The organism is Micromonospora arborensis, assembly GCF_003205615.1.
GTDB classification, from domain to species: domain Bacteria; phylum Actinomycetota; class Actinomycetes; order Mycobacteriales; family Micromonosporaceae; genus Micromonospora; species Micromonospora arborensis.
Window position 1 is genome coordinate 1 of sequence record NZ_PYBV01000041.1, and the last position, 16,079, is coordinate 16,079.

15 protein-coding genes, 1 tRNA gene and 1 pseudogene are annotated in these 16,079 nt (G+C 70.0%); 9 read left to right on the forward strand and 8 right to left on the reverse strand.

Annotation, left to right across the window (positions count from 1 at the left end):
- Window positions 1-187 precede the first annotated feature (187 nt).
- Window positions 188-1,927 (reverse strand): annotated as a pseudogene (locus C7C45_RS27280) (metallophosphoesterase family protein); the annotation flags it as partial.
- Window positions 1,928-2,061: 134 nt separating this feature from the next.
- Between C7C45_RS27280 and C7C45_RS27285 the strand changes: the two are divergent.
- Window positions 2,062-2,138 (forward strand) — tRNA-Thr (locus C7C45_RS27285).
- Window positions 2,139-2,234: 96 nt separating this feature from the next.
- Here the strand turns inward: C7C45_RS27285 and C7C45_RS35575 are convergent.
- The 3 genes from C7C45_RS35575 to C7C45_RS27300 all read right to left on the reverse strand — a co-directional run bounded on the left by C7C45_RS35575 (window position 2,235) and on the right by C7C45_RS27300 (window position 3,921).
- The gene (locus C7C45_RS35575; protein WP_280101400.1) at window positions 2,235-2,369 is read right to left on the reverse strand and encodes a hypothetical protein; all 135 of its coding nucleotides are present in this window, start codon (window positions 2,367-2,369) and stop codon (window positions 2,235-2,237) included.
- A 3-nt stretch (window positions 2,370-2,372) separates the two neighbouring features.
- Window positions 2,373-3,047, reverse strand: a complete 675-nt coding sequence (locus tag C7C45_RS27295) for a tyrosine-type recombinase/integrase (RefSeq protein ID WP_110566755.1) — start codon at window positions 3,045-3,047, stop codon at window positions 2,373-2,375.
- A 73-nt stretch (window positions 3,048-3,120) separates the two neighbouring features.
- The gene (locus C7C45_RS27300) at window positions 3,121-3,921 is read right to left on the reverse strand and encodes an alpha/beta fold hydrolase (RefSeq protein WP_110566757.1); all 801 of its coding nucleotides are present in this window, start codon (window positions 3,919-3,921) and stop codon (window positions 3,121-3,123) included.
- A 139-nt stretch (window positions 3,922-4,060) separates the two neighbouring features.
- Here C7C45_RS27300 and C7C45_RS27305 point away from each other — a divergent pair, with 139 nt between their 5' ends.
- Window positions 4,061-4,654 carry a TetR/AcrR family transcriptional regulator gene (locus C7C45_RS27305; protein WP_110566759.1) on the forward strand — a complete coding sequence of 198 codons (594 nt, stop codon included), beginning with the start codon at window positions 4,061-4,063 and terminating at the stop codon, window positions 4,652-4,654.
- Window positions 4,655-5,186: 532 nt separating this feature from the next.
- Here C7C45_RS27305 and C7C45_RS27310 read toward each other — a convergent pair.
- The gene (locus C7C45_RS27310; protein ID WP_167454843.1) at window positions 5,187-5,582 is read right to left on the reverse strand and encodes a helix-turn-helix domain-containing protein; all 396 of its coding nucleotides are present in this window, start codon (window positions 5,580-5,582) and stop codon (window positions 5,187-5,189) included.
- 408 nt (window positions 5,583-5,990) lie between these two features.
- Here C7C45_RS27310 and C7C45_RS27315 point away from each other — a divergent pair, with 408 nt between their 5' ends.
- Window positions 5,991-6,848 (forward strand): SGNH/GDSL hydrolase family protein, encoded by an 858-nt coding sequence (locus C7C45_RS27315; protein ID WP_167454844.1) that lies wholly within the window; start codon window positions 5,991-5,993, stop codon window positions 6,846-6,848.
- Window positions 6,849-7,508: 660 nt separating this feature from the next.
- A complete protein-coding gene (locus tag C7C45_RS27320) occupies window positions 7,509-7,832 on the forward strand; it encodes a hypothetical protein (RefSeq protein ID WP_146247417.1) in 324 nt (107 codons plus the stop codon).
- A gap of 38 nt (window positions 7,833-7,870) precedes the next feature.
- Here C7C45_RS27320 and C7C45_RS27325 read toward each other — a convergent pair whose 3' ends face one another.
- Entirely contained in the window at window positions 7,871-8,488 is a 618-nt protein-coding gene (locus tag C7C45_RS27325; protein ID WP_110566766.1) for a pyridoxamine 5'-phosphate oxidase family protein, read from the reverse strand.
- Window positions 8,489-8,656: 168 nt separating this feature from the next.
- Between C7C45_RS27325 and C7C45_RS27330 the strand changes: the two genes are divergently transcribed.
- From C7C45_RS27330 to C7C45_RS27340, 3 genes are read left to right on the forward strand one after another with little or no spacing between them, the layout of a single operon-like run.
- Window positions 8,657-9,160: a DUF2231 domain-containing protein gene (locus C7C45_RS27330; RefSeq protein WP_110566768.1), complete on the forward strand. Its 504-nt coding sequence runs from the start codon at window positions 8,657-8,659 to the stop codon at window positions 9,158-9,160.
- Window positions 9,160-9,711 carry an Hsp20/alpha crystallin family protein gene (locus tag C7C45_RS27335; protein WP_110566770.1) on the forward strand — a complete coding sequence of 184 codons (552 nt, stop codon included), beginning with the start codon at window positions 9,160-9,162 and terminating at the stop codon, window positions 9,709-9,711. Before C7C45_RS27330 ends, C7C45_RS27335 begins: the two co-directional genes overlap by 1 nt.
- 8 nt (window positions 9,712-9,719) lie before the next feature.
- Window positions 9,720-10,826 carry a glycosyltransferase family 9 protein gene (locus C7C45_RS27340; protein WP_110566771.1) on the forward strand — a complete coding sequence of 369 codons (1,107 nt, stop codon included), beginning with the start codon at window positions 9,720-9,722 and terminating at the stop codon, window positions 10,824-10,826.
- A gap of 1 nt (window position 10,827) precedes the next feature.
- Here the strand turns inward: C7C45_RS27340 and C7C45_RS27345 are convergent, their stop codons facing one another.
- Both C7C45_RS27345 and rfaE2 read right to left on the reverse strand, forming a co-directional pair.
- On the reverse strand, window positions 10,828-11,706 hold the full coding sequence (locus tag C7C45_RS27345) for a glycosyltransferase family 2 protein (protein WP_110566772.1): 879 nt from the start codon (window positions 11,704-11,706) through the stop codon (window positions 10,828-10,830).
- Window positions 11,703-13,550 carry a D-glycero-beta-D-manno-heptose 1-phosphate adenylyltransferase gene (rfaE2, locus tag C7C45_RS27350; protein WP_110566773.1) on the reverse strand — a complete coding sequence of 616 codons (1,848 nt, stop codon included), beginning with the start codon at window positions 13,548-13,550 and terminating at the stop codon, window positions 11,703-11,705. Before rfaE2 ends, C7C45_RS27345 begins: the two co-directional genes overlap by 4 nt.
- A 169-nt stretch (window positions 13,551-13,719) precedes the next feature.
- Between rfaE2 and C7C45_RS27355 the strand changes: the two genes are divergently transcribed.
- Together C7C45_RS27355 and C7C45_RS27360 are read left to right on the forward strand one after the other, a co-directional pair.
- Complete coding sequence (locus C7C45_RS27355) at window positions 13,720-14,259, forward strand: type 1 glutamine amidotransferase domain-containing protein (RefSeq protein ID WP_110566774.1); 540 nt, start codon at window positions 13,720-13,722, stop codon at window positions 14,257-14,259.
- 119 nt (window positions 14,260-14,378) lie between these two features.
- Window positions 14,379-16,055, forward strand: a complete 1,677-nt coding sequence (locus tag C7C45_RS27360; RefSeq protein WP_110566775.1) for an MDR family MFS transporter — start codon at window positions 14,379-14,381, stop codon at window positions 16,053-16,055.
- Window positions 16,056-16,079: the final 24 nt, after the last annotated feature.

Here is a 16,079-nt window from a genome sequence, read left to right on the forward strand (position 1 = left end):
ACATTATGCCCGAAGACACACACAACACTAATCATGAGCGGACATTCAACGCGTGATAGGCGGACATGCGTGTGAGTGAGCGGTGTAGAGTTGGGGGGGGGAGGGGGGGGGGTGGGGCGGGAGTGGGGGGGGGGGGGGGGGGGGGGGGGGGGGGGGGGGGGGGGGGGGGGGGGGGGAGGGGGGGTGTGGGGGGTGGGGGTGGGTGGGGGGTTGGGGTGGTTTTGGGGGCTAGCCAGCTTGCGGTGGGGGACTGGTCGGGGTTGAGCTGCCAGTCGCGGGACACCCGGTCCACCGCGATCGGGTAGATGGTCAGCGTTCCGTCCGGGTCGATGCGCATCCGGAGGAACGACTTGGAGTCCTCGATCCCCTGCCCGGCGAACAGTTCGTTGACGTTCACCCCGAACGAGCCCGCCACCAGCAGGTACGCCGCCACCAACTGACTCGCGACCAGGCCGATCACCGGGCCGTAGAGCACCGCGGCGGCGACCGCCGGCAGCGGCCACGGCCAGTCGTAGAACGGCAACGCCAACCACACCCAGGTGCCTGCCGCCCCCAGGGCCACATGTGCGACGCCGTGGCTGACGCCGAGAATCCAGTGTCGTGCGTGCCGCTTGCCGCTCGCGCTGGGCGGCTTGGCGAACAGGGCCGCTGCCAGCACGGTCACGAGCACCATCAGTACCAGCGGAACGGTGAACAGCCGCTGGTCGGTACTGTCGGCCCAGTTCGCCGTCGCACCCGCCATCGCCAGCATCAGCAGGGTGTGCAGGGTGCCGAGCAGCGTGGTGAAGCCGGGGTTGCGCATCGGCAGCCGGGGGAAGATGCCCCACCCGTAGCGCCGGGAGGAGGCCGCATCGGGATAGCGGGCCACCAGGTCGTACGGCTGGGTGCGGCTGGCCCGCCGAGTCAGCGTGTCCCGCGGCGGCACCTCGATGCGTTCCGGCAGCTTGTGGGTGGGGTAGAGGTAGGCCCCGCCGCCGCCGCACGTGATGAGCTGCCGGTCGGCCCCGTCGTAGCGGGCGTAGTGGTGCAGGTCGCCGGAGAGCAACAACCGCACCTGCGCCCCGGTCGGGTCGATGATCGTCCGGATGAAGTAGTCGATCGAGTCGTACGCCGCGGGGTTGTCGGCAGCCTTGACCCACGTCGGCGCCGGCGCCGCGATGATCACCTTCGCCTCTGGGCCGAGCCGCCGGGCCACCTTGTCGAAGTAGGTCAGCTGCGGGTCGTCCAGGTACGAGCCGGACTGGTCGTCCACGCCGAGCAGCCACCAGCCGGCCGGCAACTCCACGGCGAAGTACGACCGCGACTGCCCGGTTTCCCAGCCGGCGAAGTTGCGGTCCCGGGAACGGACGAACAACCGAAGGAACGCCGTCAGGCCGTCGTACCAGTCGTGGTTGCCCGGCACCGCGAAGAGCGTGGGCTTCTCCGGCGGCGCGGTCGGCAACGCGGCCTGGTAGGGGCCCTTGCACCGGTTCTCGTACTCCTCGTAGGCCGCCGACGGGTACACCTGGTCGCCGCCCATCACCAGGGTCTGCGCGCGAGGCAGCCGGTGCCCGTCCACCGTCAGCTCTGGTTGCGCCAGCAGGTACGCCACCGAGTACGTGGCGTTGAAGCCGTCACCCAGGTCGGCCACGTAGTCGAGCCACAGCCCGCCGTCCGGCCCGACCTGGCGGAAGATGTCGTCGCCGAACGCGTTCTGCAACTCACGCTTGTCCAGGTACGCCCCGAAGAGCATCGCCAGCAGCGTCCGGATGCCGGTGCTGATCAGCAGGAACGGTGCCAGCCACGGCACCGGCTTGCGCGGCGTGAAGCCCAGCTCCAACGGATCGGTGCTGCGTGGCCGATGGGCGGCGCGCTCGCTGGCCGGAGCACGGTCAGGACGCTCGTTCGGCGCGTCCTGGCGGTGGGGGTCGTCGCGTTCGTCGCTCACCCGCCGCAGCGTAGTACCGCCTCGGATCGTCCGCTGTCCGGCAAACAGCCAGATGTCCGTTTGGTGAGGGCGGGCGGGTGGGGGGTATCCCGTTCGGTCGGGGGCCGTGGGGTGCCGTACACTTGCTGATCGTTGCCGCCTTAGCTCAGTCGGCTAGAGCGACGCACTCGTAATGCGTAGGTCGACGGTTCGATTCCGTCAGGCGGCTCCATAGAAAGGCCCAGGTCACCGGCTTGATCGCCGATCATGACCTGGGCCTTTTGCTTGCCGTCGTTAGGCCGAGCAGCCAAGTGAGCAGCCAACCTACTCACCGGACCACAGCGACCCCCTCCAGTCGTGCCGCAGCTTCCCGCGCGACCTCGGGGGCCACGTGTGCGTAGATGTTGAGCGTGACGCTGATCTGCGAGTGGTCGAGGATCTCCATGACCACGCGGGCGGGCACGCCCTAGGCGAGAAGGACACTGGCTGCCGTGTGCCGCAGGTCGTGAAGACGAACCTGCCGTAGGCCGGCCCGCCGGATGATTTCCCGGAACGACCGGTAGTCGTTACGCGGGTGGAGGGGCGTGCCGACGGCGGTGGCAAAGACCAGCCCGGTGAGGTCGATGTCATCCCACCGTAGTCCCAAGACCTCGCCTTGGCGGAGCCCGAGTGCGATCCCGATGAGCCATCGAGCTTCTAGCCGGAGGCCTTCCACAGCCTTGAGGAAGCGTCGTGCTTCGGCGAGCGAGTAGGGCCGCGCCTCAACGTGGGGCAGTGAGGGCGGCTCCACGGGAGCAGCCGGGTTGTTGTGGATCAGCTGCCATCGCACCGCCACGTTGAGCGATCGACGGAGATTGGCGTGCATGCGTCGGACACTGCCGATCGACAGAACCGTCACCCGATCCCGGTAGAAGGAGGTCAGGTGTGCCGGGGTCAGCTTGTCGAGTCGATGCCGGCCCAGCATCGGCCCGATGTGGTGCTCGACCTCTTCACGGTATCGGTGCAAGGTCGATGGCCGGACTTTGGCCGAGGCGACCTCTGACAGGTAGGTCTCCATCCACTGCGCCAAGGTGGGCACCCGTTGCGTGGAGAGTCGACCAGTCTCGGCGAGAACGGTCATTTCCGTGAGTGCCTTGACCACCTCTTCAACGCTGTCCGCAAGATCAGGGCGGGCGACGTTGACAGCGGCGATGACGTGAGCGGGGTCGGTTTGCCTAAATCGTGGCGAGGAACGCCCGGACTGCGGCGGCGAACGCGTCGGGGGCGGTGGTGTAGATGAGGTGGTCGGCGTCCAGCTCGGCCGACACGGTGTTGGCGCGTCGCTCGACCATGGCGCGGACCTGCTCGGGCGGGATGACGCCCTTGGTGGCGTGGACCAGCAGGGCCGGGCAGGTTGTGGCCGTCCAGTCGTCGAAGTGGTCGCCGTGGACCTGCTCCTCGGACTGGTACATCTCCTGTGGGTGGAAGGGCAGCCGCCAGGAGCCGTCCGCGTTCTTCCGCAGCCGGTCGGAGAAGTACGGCGCGGCCGGGCCCAGGCCCGCGACAAGCGCGTCGCGGGTGGGTGCCTGGTAGGGCAGGTTGAGCAGGAACCCGAAGGGGTTCGCCCCGTCCAGACCGAGGGCGGCGGGACCCTCGGCGTTGACGAGAGCGGTGACGCGTTCGGGGTGGCGGGCGGCGAACTGGTAGGCGTTGATGGCGCCGAGGGAGTGGCCGAGCAGCACGACGCGGTCCAACCCCAGGTGGTCCAGAAGGGCCTGCAGGTCGGCGAGGTATCCCTTGCGCGAGTAGTCGGCGGCCCGGTCGGACTCGCCCTGGCCGCGCTGGTCGGGGGCGATCAGCCGCCAATCAGGGCCGAGGGCCCGGGCGAGGTGGGCGAACGTGGCGCCCTCGGACAGGTGGCCGTGCAGCGCGACCAGTGGGCTCCCGGCTCCGCCGAAGTCGAGGTACGACAGCCGGCGGCCGTCGATGACGAGTTCGGCGCGGGTGGCGGTGGCGTTCGCGGAGTCGTCAGTCATGGCAGGTCCCTCATCTCGTCTCGGTTGCGATGGAAGGGACCGTAGTGGAAATTTGGGCGTATGCGCAAGGCGTCCGCCTCAGACGTTCGCATGAGGCGCTTGTCTTGCACGTACGCATCACCATCGGTAACCTCCGGCCATGGGAAATCGCGAAGACCTGCTGGCCGGGGCCCGCCGCTGCCTGGAGGAGAAGGGGTGGGCGCGCACTACCGTCCGCGACATCGCGGCCGCGTCCGGCGGGGTCAGCATGGCCGCCATCGGCTACCACTTCGGCTCCCGCGAGGCGCTGCTCAACGCCGCGCTCATCGACGCCATCGACGAATGGGGTACCCACACTGGCCGCACCCTGGCCGCCTTCGGCACGGAGGGGGCCAAGTCCGCCGAGCGGTACGAGGCGATGTGGAACGGGATCATCGAGTCCTTTGCCGCGCACCGCACTCTATGGCTCGCCTCCATCGAGGCACTCGCCCAAGCCGAGCACTCCGAGGACCTGCGCCGCTACCTTGCCGGGGGCCAGGCGCAAGGACGGCGGGGCCTGGCGGCCATCCTCGGCGGCGTCGAGGAGGACACAGTCGACGACAAGGCGGCGCGCACGCTGGGCGCCGTGCAGATGGCTCTGCTCACCGGCCTGATGACGCAGTGGCTCACCGACCCCGATCAAGCCCCCACCAGCGCCGACATCGTTGCTGGTCTACGCGCGCTGGCTCGTATCGTCGGACTCGATCACCCCTGATTCTCCATCAGGTGCACGTGAATCCAGGTCGGCAGTGTCGGGAAACGACCGTCTGACGCGAGTGTCAGCATGTGCATGACGGACAGCGCCAGCTGCCGGCCTGTCGGGCTCCCCTTGATGCGGTACGAACTGAGTTCAGCTGATCCGTTACACGTCCGGCTTACCTTCGGTTGGTGAACCGATGAACCGATGAACTGGCGAGTTGAACTGAAGAAACGCCGGATGGGTTAGGCGGAGCGTCTGTGCGAGACGTCAGTACTCTGCCGAGCAGCCAAACCGGCGAGCAGCAGCGGACGCTCGCGGACTCGGACCGCATGACCAACACCAAGGCCAATGGTTGGAGCAGCAACTGGCGGCCGACTCGTAATGCGTAGGTCGACGGTTCGATTCCGTCAGGCGGCTCGGTGCGGGAACGTCGTCCATGTGCCAGGGGCGAAGCACGAGAGCGGGGGTGGTCGGCGTCGCGACCGTGTGCAGTACGACTGTGTCGTTCGCCGGTCGAGCGTAGGGCGGCACCGTCGCCGGACCGTGGCTACCTCCGACGCGCCAGGTGTTGCAGCGTCGCCCGGATGACTGTCTTCTCCTCCGCGGAGACGCTGGGGTCCATCAGGATGCGCGCGACTGCCCGCAGGTCCGGGTCGGTGCTCGGGTCAGGTGCGGGTGAGGGCGGCGCTCCGTCCCAGCCCAGAATCTGCGAGGCCACCGCTCGTGGGATGCCAAGACCGTCGCAGAACTGCTGGACCTGGGTGCGCTGCGGGTTGGCTATCTCGGCACGTCGCCAACGGTAGATCGTCGAACGACCAATGCCGGTGCGCTGTTCGACATCCTCAATGGACATGGCGCGTTCCCGTACGGCCTCGTCGAGGGCGCGTTTGATGAACCGCGCGAACGCGATGACGCGAGGGTCCTGGCTGGCACTTGCGGGCACTGGCTGATCGTAAGTGCCATCTATGGGACTCCGTTGCCGGACCCGCATCTAGTGCCAGATCTGGCATCCGACTCTAGCCGCGCCATGGCAGCGCGAAGCCATCCCTGCAAGCTTGTACGCGGACTACGCGCGGTCTGGCGGGCTCAGCGCCCACGAGCCAAAAGTACGCTCGTTGCCACACTTGGCACTGAGTGGTTGACGCGATACCGTCAGTGCCATGAATGGCAACGACAGTGCCAGATATGGTCCTCGTCCGCTCTTCGATCGGCTCGCCCGCCTACCGGCCGAGGGCGGCCCCGCTCCACACGGCCGCCTCGGGCTGCCCATCCACCCATCCCCAGCGGGAGTGCCCAGCATCACCGCGACCAACGACGAGCAAGCCGCCGGCTCGGTGGCAGAGGAGGCTCGATGAAACTCCGCCCCATGCTGTTGGGTGCCCTCGCCGTCGCTCTCGTGGCGGTCGGTCAGTCTGTCCCCACGGGCGCACCCGTCGCCGCCCAGGCCGCTGCCCAGGCCGCGGCCGCCGCCTGTCCCGTGCCGGGCCGTCCCACGCTGAAGATTCTGACCGTGGGCGATTCGATCACCGCTGGCGCGACGATGGCCGGATCGTCCAGCGCCGGCTACCGCGCTGAGCTGGGGCGCCTGCTCGACCAGAGCTGCGTACCCCATCAGTTCGTCGTCGCGGCCGTCGGCGGCGTGACCTGCAACTACTGGTCGTCGCAGATGGCGAGCCTGGTCACCACGCATCGACCTGACCTCATCCTGCTGAACTGCGGGACCAACAACAACCTGTCGAACGCCACCGCGGCCCAGATGGCCGCCTTCGAGGGCACCTACCGGGCGCTCTTCGACACTGCGCTGGATCTGGACCCGGACGTCATCATGTACCCGTCTTGGGTGCAGTACAGCTCCGGGCATGGCACCACCGGCTGTACGACCCCACCGGGCCCGAGTCCCGCCTGGCTCCCGGCGAGTGAAGCCAAGGTCAATGACGCGATCTATCGCAGCATGTTGGTCATCGACGAGTACGGCGACCGCGTACCAACCTGGATCGACTACCAGTCCATCCCCGAGGGGTATCTGGACCAGTGCGGCGTGCATCCCACGCCGGGCGGTTACGACGTGATGGGTCGGCTGGCCTTCAACACCATCGCTCCTCGGCTGGGCGTCGGGCCGGCGCCGCTGCCGTGCGGGTTGGTGGGCCGTCGGCCGGGCTTCTCGGTCGGTCAGTGGGTGCCCTGCGCAACGATGAACCTCAACCCGTGAGGACCGTCCGCTCACTGCGGTGATCCGACGCGCGCCACTGGGGCAGCGACCCTCTCCTGCCGGCTCTGCCCATCCTGGGTGGGGCCGGCTTCGTCGTCGGCAGGTCAGTCGTCGGCGGATCAGTGCGATCAGCCCTCGCGGGCCAGTGCAACCAGCCCTCGAAGGAAGGCGTGTGTCCGTACAACGGGCTCGCTTCAGATCGATGGGTGCGAGATCATGTTCATCTGCCGATCTTCCTGCCGGCTCAACCCCGGCAGGTCAGTGCGGCAGCCCGAAACCGCTTGCGGATCGGGACGACGCCTACCGGGGGGAGGCTGCGTGTGGCGCGAGCAGGGCATCGCCCGTACCGCCCTCGCACGTGTGGCGCCGCCGCAGCGGCCTGGTGCGCCCGCGGTGACCCCATCCCGGGTGTTGCACCCGATGGCGTCGGACATGATCGACTCCATGTCGCCGATGTGGCGGTATCCCGCCTCACGGATACCGCGATATCGGCGATGCCGAGTGGATCACGCCCGGACGCCACCATGCCCGGCCTGAGCTGGCTCACCCGCCACCCGACGGGTGGCGTGACCGATGCCAGCCGCCCGGCGGGCGCTTGGCTGGAGGTGACCCGACCTCAGATCTCCTCGTACCGCCGCCCCAGCGCAGATCGGAGCCATCGTGGATACTCGGACTCAGTCAAAGGCCGCGAATGTCATCATCGCCGTCGCCGGATTATGTTGGCTGGCCACCGTGCTGGTCGCGACGATCGACTGGGACGGTGCGGTGTCCGGCCGTGCCTTCGCCGTCGGCGCAGTCGCGGCCGCCGTCTCGGTCGCCGCTCTGATCGTCAACAGCCGTCAGTTGGCCGGCGGCATCAAGGTCGTTGTCGTTTCGGTGGCCCGGGCGCCGCAGCAGGCGTACTGGCGTGGCTATCAGGACCGCGGCATCGACAGCCGGCCGGGTGGCGACGACGACACCCCCGACCTGATGCTGTCAGCGTGAGCATCCTTCTGCCGGCTGGGCGGACCGTGGCGGGGCGATCAGGCGTAGATGCTCTTGACGTACTCCGGGCCGTAGTGCCGTTCCAGGTCTGCCAGGCTCTCCACCGGCGCCTCGACTTCCTTGATCAGGCGTGCTCGGGACGGCAGCACGTCGGGCTGCCAGGTCTCCGGCTGCCACAGCGCGGACCGTAGGAACGCCTTCGCACAGTGGTAGAAGATCTGCTCGATCTCCACCACCACGGCGAGCACCGGCCGGTGCCCCTTGACCACCATCTCGTCGAACCAGGGAGCGTCGCTCACCAGGCGGGCACGCCCGTTGATGCGCAGCGTGTCGGTCCTCCCGGGGACCATGAAGAGCAACCCGACGTGCGGGTTGTCGAGGATGTTGCGGTAGCCGTCGGCCCGCTTGTTGCCCGGCCGCTCCGGCAAGGCGATGGTCGTGTCGTCCAGCACCAGGGCGAAGCCGGCCGGGTCGCCCTTGGGGGAGACGTCGCAGCTACCGTCCGCGCCGGCCGTGGCCAGCAGGCAGAACGGCGAGGCGGCAAGCCAGTCCCGGTCCCGTTCGTGCAGGCGGGGGCGGTCCTTGTTGGCGGCCCGTGCGGTCGGCGACCCGAGCAGATCGCGCAGCTCCTCGTGCGAGGTGATCTCCACCGTCACGTTGACCCTCCCTCAACCGTTGAGCCGGTGGCGGGCACCACCACTCGTGAGCCTAATCCGCGGTGACCAGCGCGAGGTTTGTGCCTGGTTCGTCCGGGGTACGGCCCACTCGACGCGCCCGCCGAGACGTCACCATTCCGTAGGACGCCGACCAGTGGAGGCCGGGACATGGAAAGCCGACTCAAGGTGCTGGGTCATCCAGTCCATCCGATGCTGGTCATGTTCCCGGTGGCGTTGTTCGCGACGGCGGTGCTGTTCGACGTGGTCGACACCGTCGGTGGTCCCGACTTCCTCGGCGAGGTCGCGTACTGGAACATCACGGTCGGCCTGATCGGCGGCCTTCTCGCGGCGGCGGCCGGCTCGTTCGATCTGCTGGCCATTCCGACCGGCACCCGCGCGAAGCGGGTGGGTCTGCTGCACGCGGGCGCCAACGTCGCGGTGATCCTGCTCTTCGCCGCCGTGTGGGCCGTCCGGCTCAACGCGGATTCCCGGGCCGCAGGCGGTGCCCTTCTCGCCATCGAGGTGGTCGCGGTGGCGATCCTGGGTATCAGCGCGTGGCTCGGCGGGGAGTTGGTCGACCGGCTCGGTGTGGGCGTCGACCGCGACGCCGGCCTGGACGCGCCCAGCTCGCTACGGCCACCCTCGTCCGCTCAGCGGATCGGAGAGGTGTGATGAGCGAGCAGCAGTCCGGCGGCTTCGGTCGGGGTTGGCGCGGAGGCCGGCAGCAGGGCTGGGACCCGATGGGGGAGTTGCAGTCGCTGCGCGCCGAGCTGAGCCGGCTGGTCGGTGGCCGGGCCGGGGCGTCCGACGTCGAGCTGACCGAGACCGGGGACGGCTGGGAGGTCGTCGTCCGACTGCCCGGGGTGGCGCCGGAGGAGGTGGCGGTCGAGCTGGACGATCGCGAATTGTGCGTGCGGGCCCGCTCCGAGGCGGAAGTCAACGCCGACCAGGGCATCCCCGGCGGGTTCGAGACGCGCGGCTTCGAGTACCGGATCAACCTGCCGTCGCGGGTCGACCCGGAGGCCATCGACGCGGTCATGGACCACGGCCTGCTCCGGGTCCGGTTGCCGCGGGCGACCCGGCCCGCGCCGCGCACCATCACCGTGGGCCGCACCGGGCCGCGCTCCGGCGACCTCTCCACTGGTACGACGATGCCGGCCGATCCCGCCGCGGACCGGGAGTTGCACCGCCCGGACACCGTCGGCGAGGTCGACCGACAGTAGCGGGCGGCGTGGTCACTCCGTCCGTGCTCGGCCCGACCGCCGAGCGCCTTCCCGACGTGCAGCGGATCGCGGTGCTGCGCGCCAACGCGCTCGGCGACTTCCTGTTCGTCCTGCCAGCGCTGGACGCGTTGCGGGCCGCGTACCCCTCGGCGGAGATCGTGCTGCTCGGAGCGCCGTGGCACGCGCAGCTCTGGCGCGATCGGCCCGGCCCGGTGGACCGGGTGCTGGTGGTACCCCCGGCGCCCGGCATTCGAACGCCGGAGGCCGGCGAGTTGGAGTCGTCGATGGACGACTTCCTGGCCGCCGCCGTCGGTGAGGGTTTCGACCTGGCGGTGCAGATCCACGGCGGCGGCGCCAACTCCAACCCGCTGATCAGCAGCCTCGGCGCCCGGGTGACCGTCGGCCTGCGCGCCGAAGACGCGCCGCCGTTGGACCGCTGGGTCCGCTACGTCTACTACCAGCACGAGGTGATCCGCTACCTGGAGGTGATGGCCCTGGTGGGTGCGCCGGCGACCACCATCGTGCCGACGCTGGCGGTGACCGACGCCGACCGGGCCGAGGCGGCCGACGTGCTCGGCCCCGCGGTTCGTCCCCGGGTGGCGCTACATCCCGGTGCCTCCGACACCCGCCGCCGCTGGCCCGCCGAGCGCTTCGCCGAGGTGGCCCGTGAGCTGCATGGTGACGGCTACGAGGTGCTGGTCACCGGCACGCCCTCCGAGCAGGAGGTGGTGGACCGGGTGGTCGCCGCGGCCGGGGTGCCGGTCCGACCGCAGGTGGGCACGCTCAGCCTCGGCGGGCTGGTGGGGTGCTACGCCGACTGCGCGTTGGTCGTCTCCAATGACACCGGCCCGCTGCATCTGGCCGCCGCGGTCGGCGCCTCGACCGTGGGGATCTTCTGGGTCGGCAACCTGATCAACACGGCCAACCCGTTGCGCAACCGGCACCGACCGATCTGCTCCTGGACCGTGCACTGCCCGGTGTGTGGGGTGGACTGCACGCCGGGCATCTACCCGCACCGGCCCGGCGACGGCGAGTGCCCGCACCGGGATTCGTTCGTCACCGACGTACCGGCGGTCGAGGTGCTGGAAGCCGCCCGCGAGCTGCTCACCCCTTAGTTCAGGCCGGCTGGGGCGTGTCCTCCTCGGCGAGGACGACCTCCCACGCCTCCACGTCCCGATCGGTGACCGTCGTGGGGGACTCCAGGTGGTACGCGCCGCTGGGCAGGATGCCTGCCCCACCATCGCGGGCCAGCACCGCGAGCTGCGCGGCCACGTCCTCGCCCTGGTGCTTCTCCTGCACCCGACGCCAGAAGTCGAACCCGCCCGCGTCGACGAGCTTGGCCCGGTCGTAGAGCACGCACCCACCGATCCAGGAGACCTTGTACGCCCGCCACGTGCCCGGCGGCAGCGCCAACTGCTCGGTGATGTGCAGCAGGTTGGCCGCCGAGTGGATCCGGGCACGGTTCCACTCCGGGGTGCCGGGTCGGATCCGCTCCGGTGTGGGCGGGCCGGTCCACTCCTCGTAGTGCCCATGCGATTCCGGCCGCACGTCGTCGGCGTAGGAGAGCCCGTGTACGCCGTTGCCGACGAAGCCGCAGCCCAGCTCACCGAGCGCCGTGACCAGCCGGTGCAGCGTCCCCGGTTCCAACCAGACATCGTCGTCGAGGCTGAGGACGTACCGGGCGGTCGAGGCGGCGAGCAGGTACGCCCGGTGCTCGGCCAACCCTCGTCGGGGCAGCCGGCGGGTCAGCAGCACCGGGTGACCCCGGTGGCGCAGCGCCCGGACCATGGTGGCCGCGGCGGGATGCGCGTACGCGGGCTCGCCGTCGGACTGGTCGCTGACGACCACCCCGAAGCCGGGCACCCCGTCCTGGGCGGCGAGGCCGCTCAGGGTGACCGCCAGTTCGGCGGGCCGGTTCCGGGTCGGAACCAGCACGTCGACCAGCCGGTCGGTGCGGAACTCCGCCGGGGCGCCGGGGTCGAGGGGGCGGTTCACGACGCCTGGGTGCGGGAGCTGAGCGACGGGTCGGGTTCTCGCTCGCTGGTGGCCGGCGACGGGTCCTGGCTGTGCGACCGGATCCGCTCGATGATCGCCGAGGTGGACCGGTCCGGCACGTACCCCAGGGTGTGCACCTGGCCGCCCAACCGGCGCACCAGCGGCGCCTCCGGCACCAGCTCCGGCGGGTAGTCCCCGCCCTTGACGTAGATGTCCGGCCGGACCGCCTCGATCAGCGCGGCGGGTGAGTCCTCCTCGAAGACCACCACGTGATCCACGCAGGCGAGCGCGGCGAGCAGGGCAGCTCGGTCCTCGACCGGGTTGACCGGCCGGTCCGGGCCCTTCAGCCGACGTACGCTGTCGTCCGAGTTGACCGCCACGATGAGCAGGTCGCCCAGCGCGCGGGCCTGCTCCAGGTACCGCACGTGCCCCCGGTGCAGCACGTCGAAGCAGCCGTTGGTGAACACCACCGACCGTCCCGCCTCGCGGTATTCGGCGACGATCGCGTCCAACTCGTCGCTGCCCACCAGGGCGGGGTGGCTCATGGTCTCGGTCGGCTGGTTGAGCGCGGTGAGCAGGTCCTCTCGCCGGCACACGCAGGTGCCGGTGTCGGAGACGGTGATGGTGGCCGCCAGCTGGGCGAGTTGGGCGGCGGTGGGCAACGGCGCGTCGGCGGCCAGGGCCAACGTCATCGCCGCCAGGTACGCGTCGCCCGCGCCCACGGCGTGGCTCGCCGGGACCGGGGTGCTGTGGCTGCGTCGCGGCTCCCCGTCGGCGCCACCGACCACCGCGCCCTCGGTGTCCAGGGTCACCGCGACCACGTCGGCGCCCGTGTGCGCGCGCAGCTCGGCGAGGCGCGACTCGGCCAGGACGGCCCGGTCGACACCCTCCCCAGCCTGGGTGTTCACGGTGACGCCGGTGCCGGTGACGCTGAGTCCGTCGCCGGTGAGGGCCACCCGGCCCTCGCTCGGGGTGGGTTCGCCGACCGGACCGGGCCGACCGGCTGGCGACGGCTCCAGGGCCGGCTGGTCGGTGACGTCGTCGGCGCGTACGCCGCCCGGGGCCGCGCCCACGGTCAGTTCGGACGGGCCGTCGGCCGGGTCGCCGTGCGGGTGTTCCAGGTGCAGTTCGGTCCCGGCAGTAGGTCGGGTCGCGCCGCCGGCCCGGGCCAGCAGCCGGGTCGCCTCGGCGAAGCTGGGGGTGACCACGGTCGGCGCGAGGCCCCGCCAGTCGGCCAGGTCGTGGGCGTCCAGCGCGACGGTGGCGTACCGCTCGCGGTGCTCGACCAGCCACGCGCGGACCGGCGCGGGCAGCGCGCCCAGCCCGTAGTCGCAGACCACCAGGGTCGGCGCTTCCCCGCCGGCGGCGGCGCGCAGCTCCTCGGTGGCGCAGTTCAGGGCGGTGAGCAGCCGGGTCACGCCCTCCGGGTCGAGTGCGTCGTCCGGGTCGCCGGAGTCCTCGCGCAGCAGGATCTGGTTGCCGGCCAGCATCCGCCGCTTCACCGGGGTGGGCCGTCCGGGCTGGTTGACCGTGCGGTCCCAGACGCCGGCGCGGTCCAGACAGTCGTGCAGTTCGTCGCCGGCCACGTCGGCGCCGACGGGTGCGACCAGCACCGCCCGGCCGCCGAGGGTCGCGACGTTGACCGCGGTGTTCGCGGCCCCACCGGCGGCGGAGATCCGTCGGCGGAGGGTGAGGACCGGGGCGGGCGCCTCCCGGCAGAGCCGGTCCGAGTCGGCGAACCGCCACTCGTCCAGCATGGCGTCACCGACGATCAGGACTGGGCGTCCGAGCCAGCTCTCCACGACGGTGGCGAGCCGGCGCTGTTCCGCTGCTGCTCCTGCCATGCCTCCTCGGGTCCCCAGCGCCCTGCGGGCCAAACCTGCGCGGCCACCGCTGCGCGTGGTCTGACCTGGGCGTTGTCGACAAGGTGGGCTTCCTTACCCGGTCGGTTTGTTTCGGGCGTTCGGGGTCGGGAAGGGAAATGAGGTACCCCCGGAGAGGAGATGTACCGACATGGCAACGACATTGCAGGGCAAGCGGATCGCCTTCCTGGCCGCCGACGGCGTCGAGGAGGTCGAGTACGTCCAGCCGCGCGAGGCGGTCGAGAACGCCGGCGCGACGGCCGAGCTGGTGTCGCTGAAGCCTGGTTCCATCCAGTCCTTCAACCACCTCGACCAGTCGAAGACGTACGACGTGGAGGTGACCGTCGAGAAGGCGGACGCGAGCGGTTACGACGCGTTGGTGCTGCCCGGCGGCGTGGCGAACCCGGACTTCCTGCGCAGTGACCCGGACGCGGTCCGGTTCGTGCGGGCGTTCTTCGACGCCGGGAAGCCCGTCGGGGTGATCTGTCACGGCCCGTGGACGCTGATCGAGGCGGACGTGGTGCGCGGTCGTCGGATCGCGTCCTGGCCCAGCCTGCGGACCGACCTGACCAACGCCGGCGCGACCTGGGTCGACGAGGAGTGCGTCACCGACGGAAATCTGACCAGCAGCCGCAACCCCGGCGACCTCCCCGCGTTCTGCCAGAGAATCACCGAAACCTTCAAGGTCTGACCTGCCGTACCCCGCTTGATCATGAGGTTGGTGGCACGACCTGCCGCTGACCTCATGATCAACAGGATGATTTTGTTCGGTCCGGCGCATGTTCTGCGGCTCGCGGGATAGAAGGGCACATGACCACCGAAGCCTCCACCGCGCCGGTGCTGAATCGTCAGCAGATCCGGCTGCTCATGCTCGGTCTGATGACCGGCATGCTGTTGGCCGCACTCGACCAGACCATCGTCGGCACGGCCCTGCCGACCATCGTTGGTGAGCTGGGCGGGATCAACCACTACTCGTGGGTGGTCACCGCGTACCTGCTCGCCTCGACCGCGTCGACGCCGCTGTACGGCAAGATGGCCGACCTGTACGGGCGTCGACCGGTCTTCCTCTTCTCGATCGGCACGTTCCTGGTCGGGTCGTTACTGGCCGGGCTGTCGCAGAACATGACCCAGCTGATCATCACCCGGGGCATTCAGGGCCTCGGTGCCGGTGGTCTGCTGACGCTCGCGTTCACCATCATCTCGGACGTGGTGTCACCCCGGGAGCGTGGTCGCTACCAGGGTCTGTTCGGCGCCGTCTTCGGGATCTCGTCGGTGGCCGGGCCGCTGGTCGGTGGTTACTTCGCGGAGACCGACTGGCGGTGGATCTTCTACATCAACGTGCCGCTGGCGATCCTGGCCATCGTGGTCTGCTACCACGTGATGCGGCTGATCCCGTTCGAACGCCGGGACCACGCGATCGACTGGCTCGGTGCCGGTCTGCTGGTCGCCGGGGTGAGTTGCCTGCTGCTCGCGCTGAGCTGGGGCGGCAACGAGTACCCCTGGGGCTCCGGGGTGATCATCGGTCTCATCGTCGTGGGTGCGGTGCTCGCCGTGCTGTTCGTGCTGCAGGAGGCCCGGGTCGCCGAGCCCATCCTGCCGTTGCGGCTGTTCCGCAGCGCCACGTTCGCGCTCGCCAACTCGGCCGGCTTCGTGCTCGGTCTGGTCATGTTCGGGTCGATCATCTTCATCCCGCTGTACCTGCAGATCGTCAAGGGCGCCTCGCCGACCCGAAGCGGTCTGCTGATGCTGCCGATGATGGCCGGCATCATCATCACCTCGATCCTCACCGGTCGGGCGATGAGCCGGATCGGCCGCTACAAGTGGTTCCCGGTGGCCGGGGCGGTGACCCTGGTGGTGGGCATGCTGCTCTTCACCCGGCTGCACGTGGGCACCTCGCTCTGGGTGGCGTTCGGCTTCATGGCGATCATCGGCATCGGCCTGGGCCTGTGCATGCAGTCGCTGGTCCTCGCCGTGCAGAACGCGGTCTCCGTCCGGGACCTGGGTGCCGGCACCTCCTCGGCGACCTTCTTCCGGTCGCTGGGTGGTTCGTTCGGGGTGGCGATCCTCGGCACCCTGCTCTCCACCCGGCTCAACTCGCAGCTTGCCGATCGGCTGCCCGGCGCGATCGCCCAGCTTCCGCCGGAGCAGCAGGCCGCTGTCGCGGCCAGCGGCGGCACGAACATCTCGATCAACGACCCGGCGACGATCATGGCGCTGCCCGGTGTGGTCCGGGCCGCCATCCAGGAATCGTTCGTCGAGTCACTGCACCTGGTCTTCCTGACCGCCGGCCTGGTCGCCATCGTCGCGGTGCTCGTCACCCTGGCGCTGCCCAACAACACCCTGCGGGGTGCGGGCCCGCAGGGTGCCACCGGCGGCGCCGACCCGCTGGGCGGTAAGGCCCCGGCCGCGGGCGGCAAGCCGCTGTCGCGTGAATCCAAGGAGGAGGCCGCCGCCGAGATGGAGGCCCAGTCCCAGACGATGATCTGACCGCGTCGAGGACGGCGATGTCGG